The organism is Pseudooctadecabacter jejudonensis (genome assembly GCF_900172275.1).
GTDB lineage: Bacteria > Pseudomonadota > Alphaproteobacteria > Rhodobacterales > Rhodobacteraceae > Octadecabacter > Octadecabacter jejudonensis.
Map to the genome: position 1 here is coordinate 638,411 of NZ_FWFT01000002.1, position 18,454 is coordinate 656,864.

The following is an 18,454-nucleotide window of genomic DNA, read 5'->3' on the forward strand; positions in this document are numbered from 1 at the left end:
TTCTAGCCTGCGTTGCGTGGATCAACCCAACCGATGTTGCCGTCTTCGCGGCGGTACACCACGTTGATCCCACTGTGTCCTTCATTCCGAAAAACAAGAACCGGCGCGTCTGCGAGTTCCATTTGCATAACCGCCTCCCCGACGGACAGAGATGGAATCTTGGTCTCCATCTCAGCTACAATCATGGAACTGACGCCGTCCGGTTCATTCTCTTCCGACTCAGTATTTGAAGCGAGGATATAGGACCCAGCGTCGGAGAGTTCAACAGGGTTGACGCGTTCCTTATGGTGGTCCTTCAGGCGCCGTTTATACCGCCTGAGTTGCTTTTCCATTTTCTCGGACGCGCTGTCAAAGGCGGCATAGATTTCTGCACTCTTTCCAGTTGCTTGCGCGGTCAGACCTGTCGAAAGATGCACCACTGTTTCGCAAACGTGTTCATGCCCGCTTTTTGAAAACACGATATTGGCGTCGGTCGGCCGGCCTGCATATTTGCTAAAAATGCCACCCATTTCGGTTTCAACGTGGGTTTGCAGGGCTTCGCCAATGTCGATTTGCTTTCCAGTGATTTGATAGCGCATCTTGTCTCCTTCATTTCTGATACAGGCAATACGGGCGTGCGAACCTTTAAAGTTCGGTTAAGTCACGCCGTGATTGTCAGGATGGATGGCAGTGTTTGGGTTGTATCAAACCGGCGCCCGTAAGGCGTGTCCCCGATTTCATGTGATACCAAAGCTGTCATCCTCCCCATTGGGCGACAGAATGGGGCCGTCTGTCAATGGGGGACGATGACACGATCAGGTGACGCGGAACGAATTGCCCAAATAGACGCGGCGGACGTTTTCGTCTTCAACCACCTCTTTGGTGGTGCCAGACATCAGGATTTTTCCGTCATGCAATATGTAGGCGCGGTCGACGATTTGTAGGGTTTCCTGCACGTTGTGGTCGGTGATCAGCACGCCGATGCCACGGTTTTTCAGATCCGCTGTCAGGGTCCGGATTTCCCCCACAGCAATGGGATCGACACCCGCAAAGGGTTCATCAAGGAGGACATATTTCGGATCCGCCGCCAGACAGCGCGCGATTTCGGCGCGGCGACGCTCCCCGCCAGAGAGGGCCATGGCAGGGGCGCGGCGGATGTGACCGATGTTGAAATCTGCCAACAATTCCTCAAGCCGTTCGCGGCGGCGCGTGCGGTCGGGTTCAGCGATTTCGAGGATGGAGAGGATGTTTTCCTCAACATTCAGGCCACGAAAGATCGACATTTCCTGGGGAAGATAGCCGATGCCCCGTTTGGCGCGCCGATACATGGGCAGGGCGGTGACGTCGCGCCCGTCGACAATGACATTGCCTCCCTCAGGCGTCACAAGGCCTGCGATGGAATAAAAACAGGTCGTTTTGCCGGACCCGTTTGGCCCCAGAAGCGCCACGACTTCGCCGCGGCCAAGTTCCATCGACACGTCTCGGATGACCAGCCGTTTGCGATAGCTTTTGCGCAGATTGACGACCTTTAGGCCCACATCGCCATCGGTGACGGTCAGGTCCGGCATCAGTTGCCGCCTTGGTTCAGGATGGTGCGCACGCGGCCCTCCATTTGAGCGGACCCCGTGGTGAGGTTGATGCGCATGGTGTCGGCGGAAATGGCGCTGGGCCCTTGGGTCAGCAAAACATCGCCGCGCATGACCAGTGTACCGGCATCCAGATTGTAATCCGCTGACGCGGCCTCGGCTGCTTCGGTGTCGGTGACAAATGTGACGCCGCCGCTGGCGCTCAGCCGGCTGATGTTTCCGGCTGCCCCGTCATATACGACCTGCACGCGGGCCGCAGACAGGCGCAACTGGCCCTGGCCCAACACGACATTGCCTTCGAAAACCGCAGTGCCGCTGTCTTGATCCACGCTGAGGTTATCTGCGGTGATTTCGACCGGGGCGGTTGGATCTGCGGACAGGCCACCAAGGTTGACGTTGGTTTGGGCAGACACGCCGGACGCGATCAACATCGACACAGTCACCAGCAGAGATTTCAAAAACGTCATGGCGCAGATTCCTATTGTTGCGGTGTGTATACCAGCCGAACCCCATTTTGGAACAGCATCACTTGTCCTGTGGCGTTTTCGGGGGTCTCGATGACAAGCTGTCCAGCAGTCAAAGCGCCGTAGGGGGCCTGCACCTCAAGCGCGCCGTCGCTGATGATGCGGCCCGTGGTGAGGTTTGCGGTGAGGCCCATGGTTTCCATTTCGTACCCGTTGGAGGTTTCCAAATGGGTCAGGCCAGACAGGCGGGCTGTGTTGCCTGCTGTATCGATCTCACCCGCGCCTGCGCGGATGTCGATGGTGGTGCCGTTCGCGGCCTCGATGTTTGCGATCATGGCCTCAACCGAAATGACGTCACCTTGGGGGCGGGCGGTGCGGGCGGAAAAGGTGATGACTGATCCATCGTCAGCCACGCCGGACAGCTGCGGGCCGGACAGGCGCGGTTCCTGCGCGATCTCCTCGATCTCGGCATAGGGGATGGTGGTGTCCTGACTGGGGGCGCGGGCAAACAGAAAGACGGTGGACATCAGCGCCAAGGCAGCCAGCGGCAGCGTGACCTTCAGCAAGGTCACAAACTGCGAATAGCTTTCGTCGCGGAACATATCAGACGACGCCGGCGCGCAGACAGTCGTGAATGTGAAGAATACCGGTGACGTCTTGTGATCCGTCGGGATCGACGACGAACAAACAGGTGATTTTGCTGTCTTGCATCAGATGAACGGCCTCTTCGGCCAGCGCATCGGGCCCGATGGTGCGCGGGCTGCGTGTCATCACTTGCCCCGCGGTCAGGTCCAGCAAACCGGCCATGTTCCGACGCAAATCGCCGTCGGTCACGATGCCCGAAAGATAGCCCGCTTTGTCGAGGACACCAACAACGCCGAACCCCTTTTGGCTGATCATCAGCAGGGTATCGCTCATGGGGGTGGATTGGGTCACCAGCGGCAGGGCGTCGCCTGCGTGCATCAGGTCGCCCACGCGGGCCAGCTGTGCGCCCAGTTTGCCGCCAGGGTGAAAGTCGCGGAAGTTCTCGGCAGAGAAATCGCGCTGTTCCATCAGCGCCACGGCCAGCGCATCGCCCAAAGCCAGCGTCATGGTGGTGGAGGTGGTGGGGACAACGCCAGTGCCACATGCCTCTGCCAGCTTGGGCATGGCGAGGATGATGTCGCTGTGCCGCGCAAGCGTGCTGGCGGGTTTGCTCGTGATCCCGATGAGCGGGATATCGAACCTTTGGGTGTAGGCCAGAAGGTTGGCCAGCTCCGGCGCCTCACCGGAGTTGGAGATCGCGAGGACGACGTCTTGTCTGGTGACCATGCCGAGGTCCCCGTGCGATGCCTCAGCCGGGTGAACAAATTGCGCAGGCGTGCCTGTGCTGGCCAAGGTCGCGGCGATTTTGCGGGCGATGTGGCCGGATTTTCCAATGCCGGACACAATGACACGGCCCTGCGCCTTGAGGATGGTATCAACTGCGTCTGTCAGCGTGCCGTCAAGCTCATCCGCCAGACGCCTGAGGGCCTCTGCTTCTTCGCGGATGACGCGGCGCGCGGTGTCGAGAAACCGTCCCATCAGTGAGAGAAGATGTCCTGTTCTGGCCAGCCTGCCAGATCCAGCGTGGCGCGCATGGGCAGGAAGTTAAAACAGGCCTGCGCCATGTCTGTGCGGCCTTCGCGGGCCAGACGTTCGTTCAGCTTGTCGCGCAGCGCATGGAGGTAGAGCACGTCAGAGGCCGCGTAGTTCAGCTGACCTTCGCTGAGGTCTTCTGCGCCCCAGTCAGATTGCTGTTGGAACTTGGAAATATCGACGCCGAGGAGCTCTTGTAGCAGATTTTTCAGCCCGTGACGGTCGGTGTATGTCCGCACCAGCTTGCTGGCGATCTTGGTGCAGTAGACAGGGGCCGCAGTCGTTCCAAAGGCGTGCGCCATTGCCGCAATATCAAAGCGGCCAAAGTGAAAGAGTTTCAGCACATTGGGATCGGCCAACATACGGCACAGGTTTGGTGCCTCTGTCTGGCCCATTTCGACCTGCACTAGGTGACAGTCCCCATCGCCGCCGGACATCTGGATGAGACACAGACGGTCACGGTGGGGGTTCAGGCCCATCGTTTCACAGTCAATCGCCACAACAGGACCAAGATCGAGGCCGTCGGGCAGGTCTTTTTTGTAAAGGTGATTTGCCATGATGATCCCTTTCTATCATGTGGAAGGGATGGTGCCCAGAAGAGGACTCGAACCTCCACGTCCATACAGACACCAGCACCTGAAGCTGGCGCGTCTACCAATTCCGCCATCTGGGCACAGATCACGTGAGATGGGCGTTTAAGGGGCAGCGCGGGGGGTGTCAACGGGATTCGACAGCGATTTTAGGCAGATCGTGGATTTGAGTTTTTCTGGTCAGATGAAGACAGGGACCTGCGCCAAGATGCGCCTTGTTTATCAAGGGGTCTGGCGGTAGATCAGGGCAACACTCGGCCCAGGGAACCATCGCGAGGAATTGAACCATGTCCAAACTTGTCACTATTTATGGCGGGTCCGGTTTTGTCGGACGGTATATCGCGCGGCGTCTGGCCAAGGATGGCTGGCGGATCCGTGTGGCGGTGCGCAACCCTAACGAGGCAATGTTTGTAAAGCCGTATGGTGCGGTGGGACAGGTTGAACCTGTGTTCTGCAACATTCGTGATGATGCGTCTGTGCGGTCTGTCATGGTCGGGTCCGATGCGGTGGTGAACTGCGTCGGTGTGCTGGACGAGGTTGGCAAGAACACGTTTGAGGCCACGCAGGCGGACGGCGCGGAACGCGTGGCGCGGATCGCTGCGGAGATGGGTGTGGCGCATATGGTGCAACTGTCTGCGATTGGCGCGGATGCTGACGCGGACAGTGAATATGCCCGCACGAAGGCTGCGGGTGAGGCGGGTGTTCTTAAACATATGCCGCATGCAATGATCCTGCGTCCGTCGATTGTTTTTGGTATGGAAGACGGGTTCTTCAACCGGTTTGCCGGTATGGCGCGGTTTGGGCCGGTGTTGCCCGTCGTCGGGGCTGAGACCAAGTTTCAGCCGGTCTATGTCGATGACGTGGCGGCTGCGGCTGTGATGGGTGTGAATGGAGAGGCCAGCGGGGTTTATGAGCTCGGCGGGCCGGACGTGCACAGCTTCCGCGAATTGATGCAACAGATGTTGCAGATTATCCGCCGTCGACGGTTGGTGATGAACATTCCGTTCTGGGCGGCACGGGTTATGGCGTTCGGGTTTTCGGTTGTCCGGTTCGTGACGCTTGGTTTGGTGCGCGGGCCTGTGACGGCGGATCAGGTGAAGAATTTGGCCGTAGACAACGTGGTGTCTGAGGGTGCCAAGGGGTTTGATGATCTTGGGCTGCAGCCCACCGCGATGGAAGCGATTTTGCCGGATTATCTGTGGCGGTTCCGTCCGTCGGGCCAGTATGACGCGATCAAGGAAAGCGCCAAGAACCTTAAGGCGTAGGTGTTTCTTCGAACCCCCCGGATCGAGGAAAGCGCCAGAAATCTGAAGGTTTAGGTGTAGGCCACCCACAGCAGGATCAAGCCGAGGATGACTCGGTAGATCACGTAGGGGGTGAAGCTGACGGTGCGCAGCAAGCGCATCATCAACGACAAAGCGGCCAGGGCTGCGAGGAAGGCCAGAGCTGCGGCGATGGCCCCGTCGCGGGCGGCCTGGGCGTCGGCTGTCAGGGCGACTTCGGCGCCAAGCAGAACGCCGGATGCGGTGATGGTGGGGATCGACATGAGCATGGCCAGTTTCGCGCCGTCCTCGCGGGCGTAGCCCAGTTGCCGAGCGGCGGTGATGGTGATGCCGCTGCGTGACGTGCCAGGGATCAGTGAGATGGCTTGCCACAGGCCCATCGTGAAGGCGTGCTTTAGCGACCATTGGTTCGCGGTGCGTGTCGTGGGGCCGGTTTGGTCGGCCCAGTAGAGCACGAGGCCGAAGATCAACATGGTCCAGCCGATGACAGCGACGGACCGCAGCATGTCATCCAGTCCGGTGAGTTTCAGGATCAGTCCGAAGATCACAACGGGGATCGTTGCGATAATAAGGCAGAGCGCCAGGAACGCCCCCTGCGTGTCGATTTTGCCACGAGCCAGACGTGCCAGACCGAACAATGCGGCGCGGACATCGGACCAGAAATAGAGGATCACAGCAAAGAGGGTGCCGACGTGGACGGCCACATCAATGACCTGTCCCTGATCGTCCATACCGGTCAGTTGGGGCAATAAAATAAGGTGGCCCGAAGAAGAGACCGGAAGAAATTCCGTGATGCCCTGAATGAGGGCCACAAGGACGAGGGTGAGTAGGGGCATGGTCTGTCCGCACGATTCGTTTTGACCTTTGTAAACGGTGCGGAGTCGAGGGGAAGGGGGCCATTAGGACCGGATCGGACCTAAAAAATGCACAACATGCGAAAAGTTTGCTTGCGAAGTGGGCCATTTCTCGTAATTAGGTCACACATACTGACTTTTCTTTCGCGAAGACCCCGATTAGAGAGACGGTTCAGAATTTGGTTTGGAGGCGTTGCGGTGGCTGGTCAAAAGATGCTGAAGTTCGTGGATGTAAAACGGGATATGCCGGAGAAGCGGCCCCCCAATTTACGGTCCGAAGATTTCAAAGAGATTTATGCAGAGTACGCCACGGCCAAGGCCGAGGAGCAGGCCAGCCGGTGCAGCCAGTGTGGTGTGCCTTATTGCCAGTCGCACTGCCCGCTGCACAACAACATTCCCGACTGGTTGCGCATGACGGCCGAAGGCCGCCTGCAGGAGGCCTATGAGATCAGCCAGGCCACCAACACCTTCCCCGAGATTTGCGGCCGCATCTGCCCGCAGGACCGGTTGTGTGAGGGCAATTGTGTGATCGAACAGTCCGGCCACGGGACTGTCACCATTGGCTCCGTCGAGAAATACATCACCGACACCGCGTTTGAGGAAGGCTGGGTGAAGCCCATCCGCCCGGCGACCGAACGCCCCGAAAGCGTCGGCATCATTGGCGCGGGCCCTGGTGGTCTGGCGGCGGCGGATATGCTGCGGCGTCAAGGCGTGCAGGTGACTGTGTATGATCGCTATGATCGCGGGGGCGGCCTGCTGACCTATGGCATCCCCGGGTTCAAGCTGGAGAAAGACGTCGTGATGAAGCGCATGGCGCAGCTGGAAGACGGCGGCGTTGAGTTTGTGCTGAATTGCAACGTGGGCGAAGACATTTCGTTCGATGCCATTCGCGGTAAACATGAGGCCGTGCTGATCGCCACGGGCGTCTATAAAACAAGGGCTTTGGAGGCCCCAGGCGTTGAGAACGACGGCATCGTGCGCGCCATTGATTATCTGACGGCCAGCAACCGCAAGAGCTTTGGCGATGATGTGGAAGAGTTCGACAGCGGGGAGCTGAACGCCGAGGGCAAACGTGTTGTTGTCATCGGGGGTGGCGACACCGCGATGGACTGCGTGCGCACGGCCATTCGTCAGGGTGCGGAGAGCGTGAAGTGTCTGTACCGTCGGGACCGGGTGAACATGCCGGGATCCCAACGAGAGGTGCAGAACGCCGAGGAAGAAGGCGTCGAATTTGTCTGGTTGAGCGCGCCCAACGGCTTTGCCGGCGGCGCCGATGGCCCTGCCCGTGCGGTTGAGATGGCCAATTCCGTGACGGGTGTGAAGGTGCAGAAAATGCGCCTTGGCGCGCCGGATGCTACGGGCCGCCAGATGCCTGAATTGATCGAAGGATCCGACTATGTTGAGGACGCCGATCTGGTGGTTCAGGCGCTGGGCTTTGAGCCGGAGGACCTGCCGAAGTTGTGGGGCGTTGATGGCCTTGAGGTGACCCGTTGGGGCACCGTGAAGGCGGAATTTACGACCGGTCAGACCAGCCTGGATGGTGTGTTTGCCGCCGGTGATATCGTGCGTGGTGCGTCCCTCGTGGTTTGGGCCATCAAGGACGGTCGCGATGCGGCTGAGGCGATCATGGAATACCTGTCGCAAGGTGCGTCTGTGGCCGCCGAATAGGGGCCAAAATCGGGGGCTGGCACGCGTATGGCTTGCGTATGGCTCGCGTATGGCAGGGCTGCCAACGTCCCTGAAGCGATAGGTCAGACAGACTGACATGGAGAATGAACAGATGATGAAGACGACGACCCTTGCCGCTTTGATCGCCAGTGCGCTGGCTGTTCCTTCTGTTGTGGCGCAAGACGCGCAGCAGTTTTCCCTGCCACAAGGGTGTGAGGCCTATCTGACAATCCAGACGTCTTCATGTTCGGTGTCGCATCATTTCACCTGTGATTTCGATGCGGCGGGTGAACAGCGCCGTGCGACCCTGGATGAAGAGGGGTTGAGCTACATTGGCAAGATCAATTCCGAGGCGGAGTGGGTCGAGAGTTTTCATCTGCGGTCCGGCCATACCGAACAGCTGTCGTTTTCGGCGGACCGGATGATGATGACGGATCTGCTGGCCGGTGACGTGGACACATGGGATTTCACGACCTCCAGCGATGAGATTGGCGAGACGCAATATGTGGGCTTTGATCAGCTGACCGGAGAGGCCGTGACGATTGATGGTGTTGACCTGCTGCGCACGGAATACGCGCTGACGGCGTTTGATGAGGACGGCACCGAGATCTGGCGCGCCGAGGGCCGTGAGTTTGTGAACGCCGAGTGGCGCATGTTTATCGGTGGCGTCAGTTCGTACACCACGTCCGAGGGCACATTTGACAGCGACGACACGCCTGTTGAATTCATTTTTCCGGGTGAGGAGGGGTTCCTGTCCCAAAACCCAAAACATGGCTGCGGGGTGGAGTTGTCTTCCGCCGAGCTGAACAGCCTGATCACCGCCACCAAATACTGAATTTACCGCCTTTGAGAGCGATCAAAGGCCGGACCGAGGAGACCTGAGATGACCAAATATGATGCAGCATGGGCCGAGGCCGAACGCCAGAAACGTGAGTGGATGGCCGAGAACGGGTTGTATGACCACGGCGACGAGAAGGCCAACTGTGGCGTCGGGCTGGTTGTGGCCATTGACGGTGAGAAAAGCCGGTCGGTCGTGGAAAACGGCATCGCGGCGCTGAAGGCGATTTGGCACCGTGGCGCTGTTGATGCCGATGGCAAGACGGGCGATGGCGCGGGCATTCACGTGCAGATCCCGTTCAAGTTCTTCGGTGAACAGGTGGAGCGCACGGGCCATGAGCTGCGCGAGGGCGAGATGTTGGCCGTGGGTCAGGTGTTCTTGCCGCGCACGGATTTCGGCGCGCAGGAAACCTGTCGGACCATCGTGGAAACCGAAGTTCTGCGGATGGGGTATTACATCTATGGCTGGCGCCATGTGCCCGTGAATATTGAGTGTCTGGGCGAAAAGGCCAACGCGACACGGCCCGAGATTGAGCAGATCCTGATTTCCAATTCCAAGGGCGTCGACGAAGAGACGTTTGAGCGGGAGCTTTATGTGATCCGTCGCCGGATTGAAAAGGCGGCTGCGAGCGCGGGCGTGCGGGAGTTGTATCTGGCGTCGCTGTCGTGCCGGTCGATCATCTACAAGGGCATGATGCTGGCCGAGCAGGTGGCGGAGTTTTATCCCGATCTGCTGGATGAGCGGTTCATCTCCGCCTTTGCGATTTATCACCAGCGGTATTCGACGAACACCTTCCCGCAGTGGTGGTTGGCGCAGCCGTTCCGCATGTTGGCCCACAACGGGGAAATCAACACGCTGAAGGGCAACCTGAACTGGATGAAATCCCATGAGATCCGCATGGCGTCGGGCACGTTTGGGGACATGGCCGAGGACATCAAGCCGATTGTGGCGGGCGGGTCGTCTGATTCGGCGGCGTTGGACGCGGTGTTTGAGGTTCTGGTGCGCGCGGGCCGGTCCGCGCCGATGGCGAAGACGATGCTGGTCCCCGAAAGCTGGTCCAAGCAGGCAACAGAGCTGCCGAAGAACTGGCGCGACATGTATTCCTATTGCAACGCGGTGATGGAGCCGTGGGATGGCCCCGCCGCCTTGGCGATGACCGATGGGCGTTGGGTCTGTGCGGGCCTCGACCGCAACGGGCTGCGGCCCATGCGCTATGTCGTGACCGGTGACGGCCTGCTGATCGCTGGGTCCGAGGCGGGTATGGTGCCCATTGACGAGGCCGGTGTTGTTGAGAAAGGCGCGCTGGGCCCCGGTCAGATGATCGGGGTGCATATGGGCAAGGGGGCGCTGTATCACGATGAAGAGCTGAAGGATAAAATGTCAGCCGCTTTGCCGTTTGGCGAATGGGTCGGCAAGATCAACGAGCTGGACGAGACCCTTGGCGCGGTCACGGAAAGCCCGCTGTATCAAGGGGCGGAGCTGCGCAAGCGTCAGATCGCGGCGGGCTACACCATTGAGGAGCTGGAGAACATCCTCGCCCCGATGGCTGAAGACGCCAAAGAGGCGCTGGCGTCGATGGGCGATGACACGCCGTCTGCTGTGTTGTCGGAAAAGTACCGTCCGCTCAGCCATTTCTTCCGCCAGAACTTTTCCCAGGTGACGAACCCTCCGATTGACAGCTTGCGCGAATTCCGTGTGATGTCTTTGAAAACGCGGTTCGGCAACCTCAAGAACGTGTTGGATGAGGACAGCAGCCAGACGGAGATTCTGGTTCTGGACAGCCCGTTCGTGGGCAACGCGCAATGGGATGCGCTGCAGGCTGCGTTCAATGCACCCTGCGTTGAGATCGATTGTACCTTCCCTGCGGATGCCGGTGCCGGTGCATTGAATGAGGCGCTGGGCCGGATTCGGGCGGAGGCCGAGGATGCGGTTCGGTCTGGCGCAGGCCATCTGACGTTGACGGATCAGCATCAGGGTGAGGGCAAGGTGCCCATGCCGATGATCCTGGCCACGTCTGCTGTTCACAGCTGGCTGACGCGCAAGGGGCTGCGGACGTTTACGTCGCTGAACGTGCGGTCGGCGGAATGCATTGATCCGCATTATTTTGCCGTTCTGATTGGCTGTGGTGCGACCGTGGTGAACGCCTATCTGGCCGAGGATTCTTTGGACGACCGGATTGAACGCGGGCTGCTGGATTGCACGTTGACCGAGGCAGTGGCGCGGTATCGCAATGCGATTGACCAAGGTCTGTTGAAGATCATGGCGAAGATGGGGATTTCGGTGATTTCCTCCTATCGGGGAGGTCTGAATTTTGAGGCCGTGGGCCTGAGCCGCGCGATGGTGGCGGAATATTTCCCCGGCATGCAAAGCCGGATTTCCGGTATCGGCGTGACCGGTATTCAGCGCAAGGTTGAGGACGTGCACCGTGCCGGTTGGCAGGGGGGCCGCGATGTGTTGCCCATTGGCGGGTTCTACAAAGCGCGCCGTCAGGGTGAAAAGCACGCTTGGGAAGCGCAGACAATGCACCTGATGCAGCAGGCCTGTAACCGCGCGTCTTATGAATTGTGGAAGCAGTATTCGACCGCGATGCAATCCAACCCGCCCATTCACTTGCGCGATTTGCTGGCGATCAAGCCCTTGGGCAAGAAGGTGCCTTTGGAAGAGGTCGAATCCATCACGTCGATCCGCAAGCGGTTCGTGACGCCGGGCATGTCCCTGGGCGCGCTGTCGCCTGAGGCGCACAAGACGCTCAATGTGGCGATGAACCGGATCGGGGCGAAGTCCGATTCCGGCGAGGGCGGCGAAGATCCGGCGCATTTTGTACCGGAACCAAACGGTGACAACCCGTCTGCGAAGATCAAGCAGGTGGCGTCGGGCCGTTTTGGTGTGACGGCTGAATATCTGAACCAGTGTGAAGAGCTTGAGATCAAGGTGGCGCAGGGCGCCAAGCCCGGTGAGGGGGGTCAGCTGCCCGGCATGAAGGTCACCGACCTGATCGCGCGGCTGCGCCATTCGACCAAGGGTGTGACGTTGATTTCGCCGCCGCCGCACCACGATATTTATTCGATCGAGGATCTGGCGCAGCTGATCTACGACCTGAAACAGATCAATCCGCGCTGTAAGGTGACGGTGAAGTTGGTTGCGTCTAGCGGCGTTGGTACGATTGCGGCCGGTGTGGCGAAGGCCAAGGCTGACGTGATCCTGATTTCTGGTCACAACGGCGGCACCGGTGCGTCGCCTGCCACATCGATCAAATACGCGGGCCTGCCGTGGGAGATGGGCCTGACCGAGGCGCATCAGGTTCTGGCGATGAACAACCTGCGCGACCGTGTGACCCTGCGGACCGATGGGGGCCTGCGCACGGGGCGTGACATTGTCATGGCTGCGATGCTGGGCGCTGAGGAATACGGGATCGGCACGGCGGCGTTGATCGCCATGGGCTGCATCATGGTGCGTCAGTGCCAGTCGAACACATGCCCCGTGGGCGTGTGTACGCAGGATGAGGCCTTGCGCGACAAGTTCACCGGCAATGCCGACAAGGTTGTGAACCTGATCACGTTCTATGCGACCGAGGTGCGCGAAATTCTGGCTGAGATCGGCGCGCGGTCCTTGGATGAGGTGATCGGCCGTGCGGACCTGCTGGATCAGGTGTCGCGTGGGTCGGCGCATCTGGATGATCTGGACATGAACCCCATGTTGATCACCGTCGATAGCGCGAATGAGATCGTGTATGACCGGAACAAGCCACGCAATGCGGTGCCGGATACGCTGGACGCACAGATCGTGCAGGATGCCGCGCGATTCCTGAACGATGGCGAAAAGATGCAGCTGGAATATGCGGTGCAGAACACGTTGCGGACGATTGGCACGCGGACGTCTTCGCACATCGTGCAGAACTTCGGCATGCGCAACAGCCTGCAGCCGGATCATCTGACGGTGAAGTTGAAAGGGTCTGCCGGGCAGTCTTTGGGGGCCTTTGCGGCGCCGGGGCTGAAGTTGGAGGTGTCGGGTGATGCCAACGATTATGTCGGTAAGGGTCTGTCGGGGGGGACGATTGTTGTGCGTCCGCCCATGGCGAGCCCACTGGTGGCCGCCGATAACACGATTATCGGCAACACGGTGCTTTACGGTGCGACCGATGGCTATCTGTTCGCGGCTGGGCGTGCGGGGGAACGGTTTGCCGTTCGGAACTCCGGTGCGAAAGTGGTGATTGAGGGCTGCGGGTCCAACGGGTGTGAATACATGACCGGGGGTGTTGCGGTGATCCTTGGGTCCATTGGCGCGAACTTTGGCGCGGGGATGACGGGCGGTATGGCCTATCTGTATGACCCCAAGCGGGAGGCCGATGCCCTGATCAACATGGAGACCTTGGTGACCTGTGGTGTGACGGTGGACCATTGGCATGCGCAGTTGCGCGGGTTGGTGGAACGGCATCATGCGGAAACTGGCAGTGCCAAAGCGGCGCAGATCCTGCAGCATTGGGACAGTGAGGTTGCCAACTTTGTGCAGGTCTGCCCGAAAGAGATGTTGGTGCATTTGCCCGCACCCTTGGGCATCGAAGAGACAGCGGTCCCTGCCGAGTAATTCGGTCAGACACTGATGAAGGACGCCGCGACATCAGACTGTCGCGGCGTTTTTCGTTGGCGGGCATCGTTTTGCCGCATTTGGCGCAGGTTGGGCTGCATTGTGCTTGAATTGGAAACGATCGGTCAGGTGATGGGTTTTCTTATATCAACAAGGGGTGTGGTTGCGTTTTGAGCCGCTAGTGTTGTGCCGAAAACTCCAATTTTTATCCTTAATTGTTTCTAAAAATGCACCAATTCGGGTGCGACCTTACCGGTGTTTAGACCAGTGAGGTGATGTTTTGCCGACAACGTATACAGACCAGTTTTTCACATTTGATCCTGCAAATCCGCCGGGTGGCGGGACGCCCGTGTCGTTTGTGACGCGCACCTTGACCGACCAGAATGACGACGGCGACGTGGACCGGTTCAACGGTGATGCCATTGGCGGAGTGGATATTTCAGCGTCCTACCCGGGCGATACCGTCACCATCTCCGTGGTCGGTGTGGGCAATGTGACTTATACGGGCATCACGTTTTATCTGGCCGACGGGGGCCGCGTCTTTACGCCCACGGATGGGCAAGTTTTGCAGAACGGCACCTTTGTCGGTTCAACATTTGAGCTACCCCAAGGGCCGTTGGATGTGGGCGGCCTGGGACCGCCCTGTTTTGTGGCGGGTACGCTGATCGAGACGGAAGACGGGCCTGTCGCTGTTGAAGACATCAAGGTTGGGCAAAACGTCCGCACTGCGGATCACGGGTTGCAGCCGGTGCGCTGGCATGGGTCGTGGCGTGTTGTGGGCCATGGCACCCATGCGCCGATCCGGTTTGCCACGGGCGCCATTGGCAACGCGCGACCGTTGCTTTTGTCACCCCAGCACATGGTTCTTTTGTCCGGTTGGCGGGCGGAGCTGTTGTTCGGTGAAGATGAGGTTCTGGTGGCGGCCTGTCATTTGGTCAACCACGACACCATCGCACGGGCTCCCGCCCGCGATGTGGTTTATCATCATCTGATGTTCGAAACACATGAGGTGATCTTTTCCCAAGGCGTGCCGACCGAAAGCTTCTGTCCTGGATCGTATATTCTGGGGGATGATGATGTGAGGGCCGAGATTGAGGCATTAATGCCGGAACAATTCTGCGACGTCGCAGGGGAATGGCACACGGCCCGGCCAGTTGTGGGACGGGCAGAGGCAACGGTGCTTTGCGGTGACAGATGGGTCGGCGCAGGGCCAAACATGGGTGCAAGAGCTTGACCGGCCCTACCTGCATAGGGTGAATGGCGGCCATGGCACGGGCATCTTCCAAGACACCAAAATCGAAGGTCAAACTTCGCGATCGGCCCAAGTGGCTGGTCCGGGTGATTTTGCGATATGTCCTGAGGGGGATTTTGATTGTGATAGCTTTAGCCGTGGTGGCGACGTTGACGTTTTCGGCCATTAACCCGCCAACGACACCTTATATGTTTTCCGAAGGACGCCGGGTGGGTGGTGTGAACCAGACGTGGGTGCCGATGGAGGACATCGCACCGGTGATGGCGCGATCTGCGGTCGCTGCTGAGGATGCGAATTTTTGCACCCATTGGGGGCTGGACCTGACAGCGATCCGCGCTGCATTGGAGGCAGGCGGTGGCCGTGGCGGATCTACGATTTCCCAGCAGGTGGTGAAGAACGTCTATTTGTGGCACGGGCGGTCTTGGCTGCGCAAATCCCTTGAGGCCTTGATGACGCCGTTGGTTGAGGCCGTGTGGTCCAAGGAGCGTATCCTTGAGGTTTATCTGAACGTCGCAGAATTCGATGAAGGTGTGTTCGGGGTTGAGGCTGCTGCGGTGCATTATTTTGGCGTGACGGCGGCGGATCTGACGCCCACGCAAGCGGCACGGTTGGCCGCTGTTTTGCCGGCGCCACAATCGCGGTCCGCGTCGCAGCCGACGTCATTTGTGCGCAGCCGTGCGGCCAGTATCATGGACGGAGCCGCGACGATTGCGGCGGACGGCCGCGCGGGATGCTTTGAATAGCCCCGCGCGGGATTGTCTTGGGGCCAGCCATAAGGCATTGAAGGGGAACACCTGATTTGGGGTCCTCATGAACCGTTTGTATCATTATCCGCTGTCTCCATTTTCGCGCAAAGTGCGGTTGTCGCTGGCCGAAAAGCGGATTGAGGTCGAGTTGGTCGAAGAACGGTATTGGGAACGGGACGCTGATTTTCTGCGCCGCAACCCTGCCGGTAAGGTGCCCGTGTTGAAGATGAACAACCGCGTGATGGCGGACAGCACCGCCATTTGTGAGTATCTGGAAGAGACGCACCCCACGCCTGCCTTGCTGCCCAAGGACGCCGAGACCCGTTATGAAGTGCGCCGGTTGGTCGCGTGGTTTGACGACAAGTTCAACGAAGAGGTCACCACCAAGTTGATGGGCGAACGGGTGTTTCGCAAGGTGATGGGCACCGGATATCCCGACAGTGCCAACGTCAAGGCCGGAGCGAAGGCGATCAAGTATCATCTGGATTACATGGCGTGGTTGCTGGATCAGCGCCGTTGGCTGGCGGGCAATGACATGACCTTGGCGGATTTCGCCGCGGCGGCCCATTTGTCCTGTCTGGATTATGTATCGGACGTGGATTGGAACCGAAGTGAGATTGTGAAGGACTGGTATGCCAAGATCAAATCGCGTCCGGCGTTCCGATCTATTCTGGCAGATCAGATTTCCGGATTTCCGCAGCCCGGGCATTATGCTGATCTGGATTTTTGATTTGGTTCGAATTGGCGGGGCCAATCCGACCGGCTGGGGGTTTCACCCCCAGACCCCTAAGGTATTTGTGACCCAAAGAAGCGGATACGCCTTGTGTCTGAGGATCTGAAAGACCGTTTGAAGGCGCGGGCCTTTGAGGAAGGGTTCGCGGGGTTTGGTGTCTGCAGGCCCGATGCGGTGCCCCAGATTGCCGAACGGTTGGCGCGTTTTGTCGAGGAGGGGCGCCACGGGCAGATGGCCTGGATGGGCGAGCGGATGGCCTGGCGTGGTAATCCGACGGCCTTGTGGCCTGAGGCGAAATCTGTGGTGATGTTGGCGGAGCCCTATACGCCAGAGCATGATCCTTTGGCGGTGTTGGAGCAGAGGGACCGCGCGGCGATTTCCGTTTATGCGCAGAACCGAGATTATCATGATCTGGTGAAGAAGCGGCTGAAGCGGGTGGGACGCTGGTTGGTTGACGCCGCGAGCTGCGAGATCAAGGTGTTTGTGGACACGGCGCCCGTGATGGAGAAACCCTTGGCTGCGGCCGCCGGTTTGGGTTGGCAGGGCAAGCACACCAATCTGTTGAGCCGCGCGTTGGGGAACTGGTTTTTTCTGGGCGCGATTTTCACGACCGTAGAGTTGCCGGTGGACCGACGCGGGGAGGAGCGGTGCGGGTCGTGTCGTGCCTGTTTGGATGCCTGCCCCACGGATGCGTTTCCGGCGCCGTTTCAGTTGGATGCGCGGCGGTGCATTTCCTATCTGACGATCGAACATAAGGGGCCGGTGCCCGAGGATTTGCGCGGTTTGATGGGCAACCGTATTTACGGTTGCGACGATTGTTTGGCTGTCTGCCCATGGAACAAGTTTGCCGCTGAGGCCCGTGAGGTGCGCTATGCCGCGCGTGCCGATTTGCTGGCGCCGCCGCTGCGGGAGCTGGCCGCGCTGGACGACGCGGCGTTTCGCTCCATGTTTTCGGGCAGCCCGATCAAGAGGATCGGCCGGGATCGGTTTGTACGAAATGTGCTGTATGCCATCGGCAATTCGGCGGATGCGAGCCTGTTTTTGGTGGCTCAAGGGTTGGTGGAAGACCCAGCGCCTGAGGTCGCAGATGCGGCGCGCTGGGCCTGTGGCCAGCTAAGGGAGACGATATGATGTGGCGATATGTGATGTGTTTTCTGCCAGTGATGGCGGCGGCTGAGGTTGAGCAGGGACCAAAGAACGCGGATTTTGTGCCGGCGTTTGACGGTCAGACGCGGGCGGCGGAGTTGCCGACCACGGACCTTGACGTCAGCGTGTTTGCGAGTGGGTTGGATTTCCCGTGGGGGATTGCGCCCCTGCCGGAGGGAGGCTTTCTCGTCAGTGAGCGGGGTGGCGCACTGCAGCGGGTTGATGCGGATGGACGTTTGATCGGTGCCGTCAGCGGGTTGCCTGAGATTGAGGCGATCCGTCAGGGTGGGTTGCTGGATGTTGCTGTGTCGCCAGAATTCGCCACAGATGGATTGGTGTATTGGACCTATTCAAAGCCTGTGCGTGGCGGCGTGGCTTTGGCAGCGGCGCGGGGGCGGTTGGATGGGGATGCCTTGGTCGAGGTTGAGGACATCTTTGTTCAGGCACCCGCGACCTCTGCCGGGCAGCATTTTGGAAGCCGGATTATACCTGTGGATGGTGGGGTATGGATCACGACTGGTGATCGCGGAACGCCGGATCTTGCCCAGGGGAACAACACGGTCGGCAAGGTGCTGTGGTATGATGGGGCTGATGTGTCGGTTTGGTCGACGGGGCACCGGAACATTCAGGGGGCCATCTTGCGGGATGGCACGCTGTGGACGGTGGAGCATGGGCCACGCGGTGGGGATGAATTGAATCGTCCTGAACAGGGGCTGAACTACGGGTGGCCGATTATTTCTTATGGGATTAATTATAATGGTCGCGACATCACCGGCGGTGAAGCTGTTGCAGATGGGCTGGAGCAGCCCGTCTATTACTGGGATCCGGTGATCGCACCAGGTGGCATGGGCGCCTATCCCTCTGACGCGGATTTTGTCCCGTGGCGTGGCGACCTTTTGGTGTCATCGTTGCGCCCGGGCGGCGTGATGCGGTTGCAGATCGACGCGGGCCGTGTTGTGGGTGAGGAACGTCTTTTGGCAGATGTGGGCCGCGTGCGCGACGTGGAGGTTTTGGCAAACGGTGATCTGTTGGTTCTCATCGATGCGCCCGATGCCGATATTTTGCGGGTGCGGCCTGTGGGTGGCGCTGGCGGCTGATCAGGCGTAGGCAGGGG

The 18,454-nt window shown here is 59.5% G+C and carries 16 protein-coding genes and 1 tRNA gene; 9 read left to right on the forward strand and 8 right to left on the reverse strand.

Going from position 1 to position 18,454, the window contains the following annotated elements:
* Window positions 1-2: 2 nt before the first annotated feature.
* The 7 genes from hpf to PSJ8397_RS08260 form a co-directional block, all read right to left on the reverse strand.
* A complete protein-coding gene (gene hpf / locus PSJ8397_RS08230; RefSeq protein ID WP_085864093.1) occupies window positions 3-578 on the reverse strand; it encodes a ribosome hibernation-promoting factor, HPF/YfiA family in 576 nt (191 codons plus the stop codon).
* A gap of 216 nt (window positions 579-794) precedes the next feature.
* Window positions 795-1,547 carry an LPS export ABC transporter ATP-binding protein gene (lptB, locus tag PSJ8397_RS08235; protein ID WP_085864094.1) on the reverse strand — a complete coding sequence of 251 codons (753 nt, stop codon included), beginning with the start codon at window positions 1,545-1,547 and terminating at the stop codon, window positions 795-797.
* Window positions 1,547-2,032: an LptA/OstA family protein gene (locus tag PSJ8397_RS08240; RefSeq protein WP_085864095.1), complete on the reverse strand. Its 486-nt coding sequence runs from the start codon at window positions 2,030-2,032 to the stop codon at window positions 1,547-1,549. Before PSJ8397_RS08240 ends, lptB begins: the two co-directional genes overlap by 1 nt.
* 11 nt (window positions 2,033-2,043) lie before the next feature.
* On the reverse strand, window positions 2,044-2,631 hold the full coding sequence (locus PSJ8397_RS08245; RefSeq protein WP_085864096.1) for a hypothetical protein: 588 nt from the start codon (window positions 2,629-2,631) through the stop codon (window positions 2,044-2,046).
* 1 nt (window position 2,632) lies between these two features.
* The gene (locus PSJ8397_RS08250) at window positions 2,633-3,592 is read right to left on the reverse strand and encodes a KpsF/GutQ family sugar-phosphate isomerase (RefSeq protein WP_085864097.1); all 960 of its coding nucleotides are present in this window, start codon (window positions 3,590-3,592) and stop codon (window positions 2,633-2,635) included.
* Window positions 3,592-4,203: a ribonuclease D gene (locus PSJ8397_RS08255; RefSeq protein ID WP_085864098.1), complete on the reverse strand. Its 612-nt coding sequence runs from the start codon at window positions 4,201-4,203 to the stop codon at window positions 3,592-3,594. Before PSJ8397_RS08255 ends, PSJ8397_RS08250 begins: the two co-directional genes overlap by 1 nt.
* Window positions 4,204-4,232: 29 nt before the next feature.
* Window positions 4,233-4,319: transfer RNA gene (locus tag PSJ8397_RS08260), tRNA-Leu, on the reverse strand.
* Window positions 4,320-4,523: 204 nt separating this feature from the next.
* On the opposite strand from PSJ8397_RS08260, the gene PSJ8397_RS08265 reads away from it, so the two are divergent.
* Window positions 4,524-5,501: a complex I NDUFA9 subunit family protein gene (locus tag PSJ8397_RS08265; protein WP_085864099.1), complete on the forward strand. Its 978-nt coding sequence runs from the start codon at window positions 4,524-4,526 to the stop codon at window positions 5,499-5,501.
* A gap of 50 nt (window positions 5,502-5,551) precedes the next feature.
* Here PSJ8397_RS08265 and PSJ8397_RS08270 read toward each other — a convergent pair whose 3' ends face one another.
* The gene (locus PSJ8397_RS08270) at window positions 5,552-6,355 is read right to left on the reverse strand and encodes an undecaprenyl-diphosphate phosphatase (protein ID WP_085864100.1); all 804 of its coding nucleotides are present in this window, start codon (window positions 6,353-6,355) and stop codon (window positions 5,552-5,554) included.
* 216 nt (window positions 6,356-6,571) lie between these two features.
* On the opposite strand from PSJ8397_RS08270, the gene PSJ8397_RS08275 reads away from it, so the two are divergent.
* The 8 genes from PSJ8397_RS08275 to PSJ8397_RS08310 all read left to right on the forward strand — a co-directional run bounded on the left by PSJ8397_RS08275 (window position 6,572) and on the right by PSJ8397_RS08310 (window position 18,437).
* Entirely contained in the window at window positions 6,572-8,041 is a 1,470-nt protein-coding gene (locus PSJ8397_RS08275) for an NAD(P)-dependent oxidoreductase (RefSeq protein ID WP_085864101.1), read from the forward strand.
* Window positions 8,042-8,153: 112 nt separating this feature from the next.
* Window positions 8,154-8,876 carry a hypothetical protein gene (locus PSJ8397_RS08280; protein ID WP_085864303.1) on the forward strand — a complete coding sequence of 241 codons (723 nt, stop codon included), beginning with the start codon at window positions 8,154-8,156 and terminating at the stop codon, window positions 8,874-8,876.
* 48 nt (window positions 8,877-8,924) lie between these two features.
* Window positions 8,925-13,463 (forward strand): glutamate synthase large subunit, encoded by a 4,539-nt coding sequence (gene gltB / locus PSJ8397_RS08285; RefSeq protein WP_085864102.1) that lies wholly within the window; start codon window positions 8,925-8,927, stop codon window positions 13,461-13,463.
* Window positions 13,464-13,812: 349 nt separating this feature from the next.
* On the forward strand, window positions 13,813-14,697 hold the full coding sequence (locus tag PSJ8397_RS08290; protein WP_159453110.1) for a Hint domain-containing protein: 885 nt from the start codon (window positions 13,813-13,815) through the stop codon (window positions 14,695-14,697).
* Window positions 14,698-14,720: 23 nt separating this feature from the next.
* A complete protein-coding gene (gene mtgA, locus PSJ8397_RS08295; RefSeq protein WP_085864104.1) occupies window positions 14,721-15,458 on the forward strand; it encodes a monofunctional biosynthetic peptidoglycan transglycosylase in 738 nt (245 codons plus the stop codon).
* Window positions 15,459-15,525: 67 nt separating this feature from the next.
* The gene (gene fzlA / locus PSJ8397_RS08300; RefSeq protein WP_085864105.1) at window positions 15,526-16,191 is read left to right on the forward strand and encodes an FtsZ-binding protein FzlA; all 666 of its coding nucleotides are present in this window, start codon (window positions 15,526-15,528) and stop codon (window positions 16,189-16,191) included.
* 93 nt (window positions 16,192-16,284) lie between these two features.
* On the forward strand, window positions 16,285-17,325 hold the full coding sequence (gene queG, locus PSJ8397_RS08305) for a tRNA epoxyqueuosine(34) reductase QueG (RefSeq protein ID WP_143515400.1): 1,041 nt from the start codon (window positions 16,285-16,287) through the stop codon (window positions 17,323-17,325).
* A complete protein-coding gene (locus PSJ8397_RS08310) occupies window positions 17,322-18,437 on the forward strand; it encodes a PQQ-dependent sugar dehydrogenase (RefSeq protein WP_085864106.1) in 1,116 nt (371 codons plus the stop codon). The genes queG and PSJ8397_RS08310 overlap by 4 nt, the downstream gene beginning before the upstream one ends.
* Window positions 18,438-18,454: the final 17 nt, after the last annotated feature.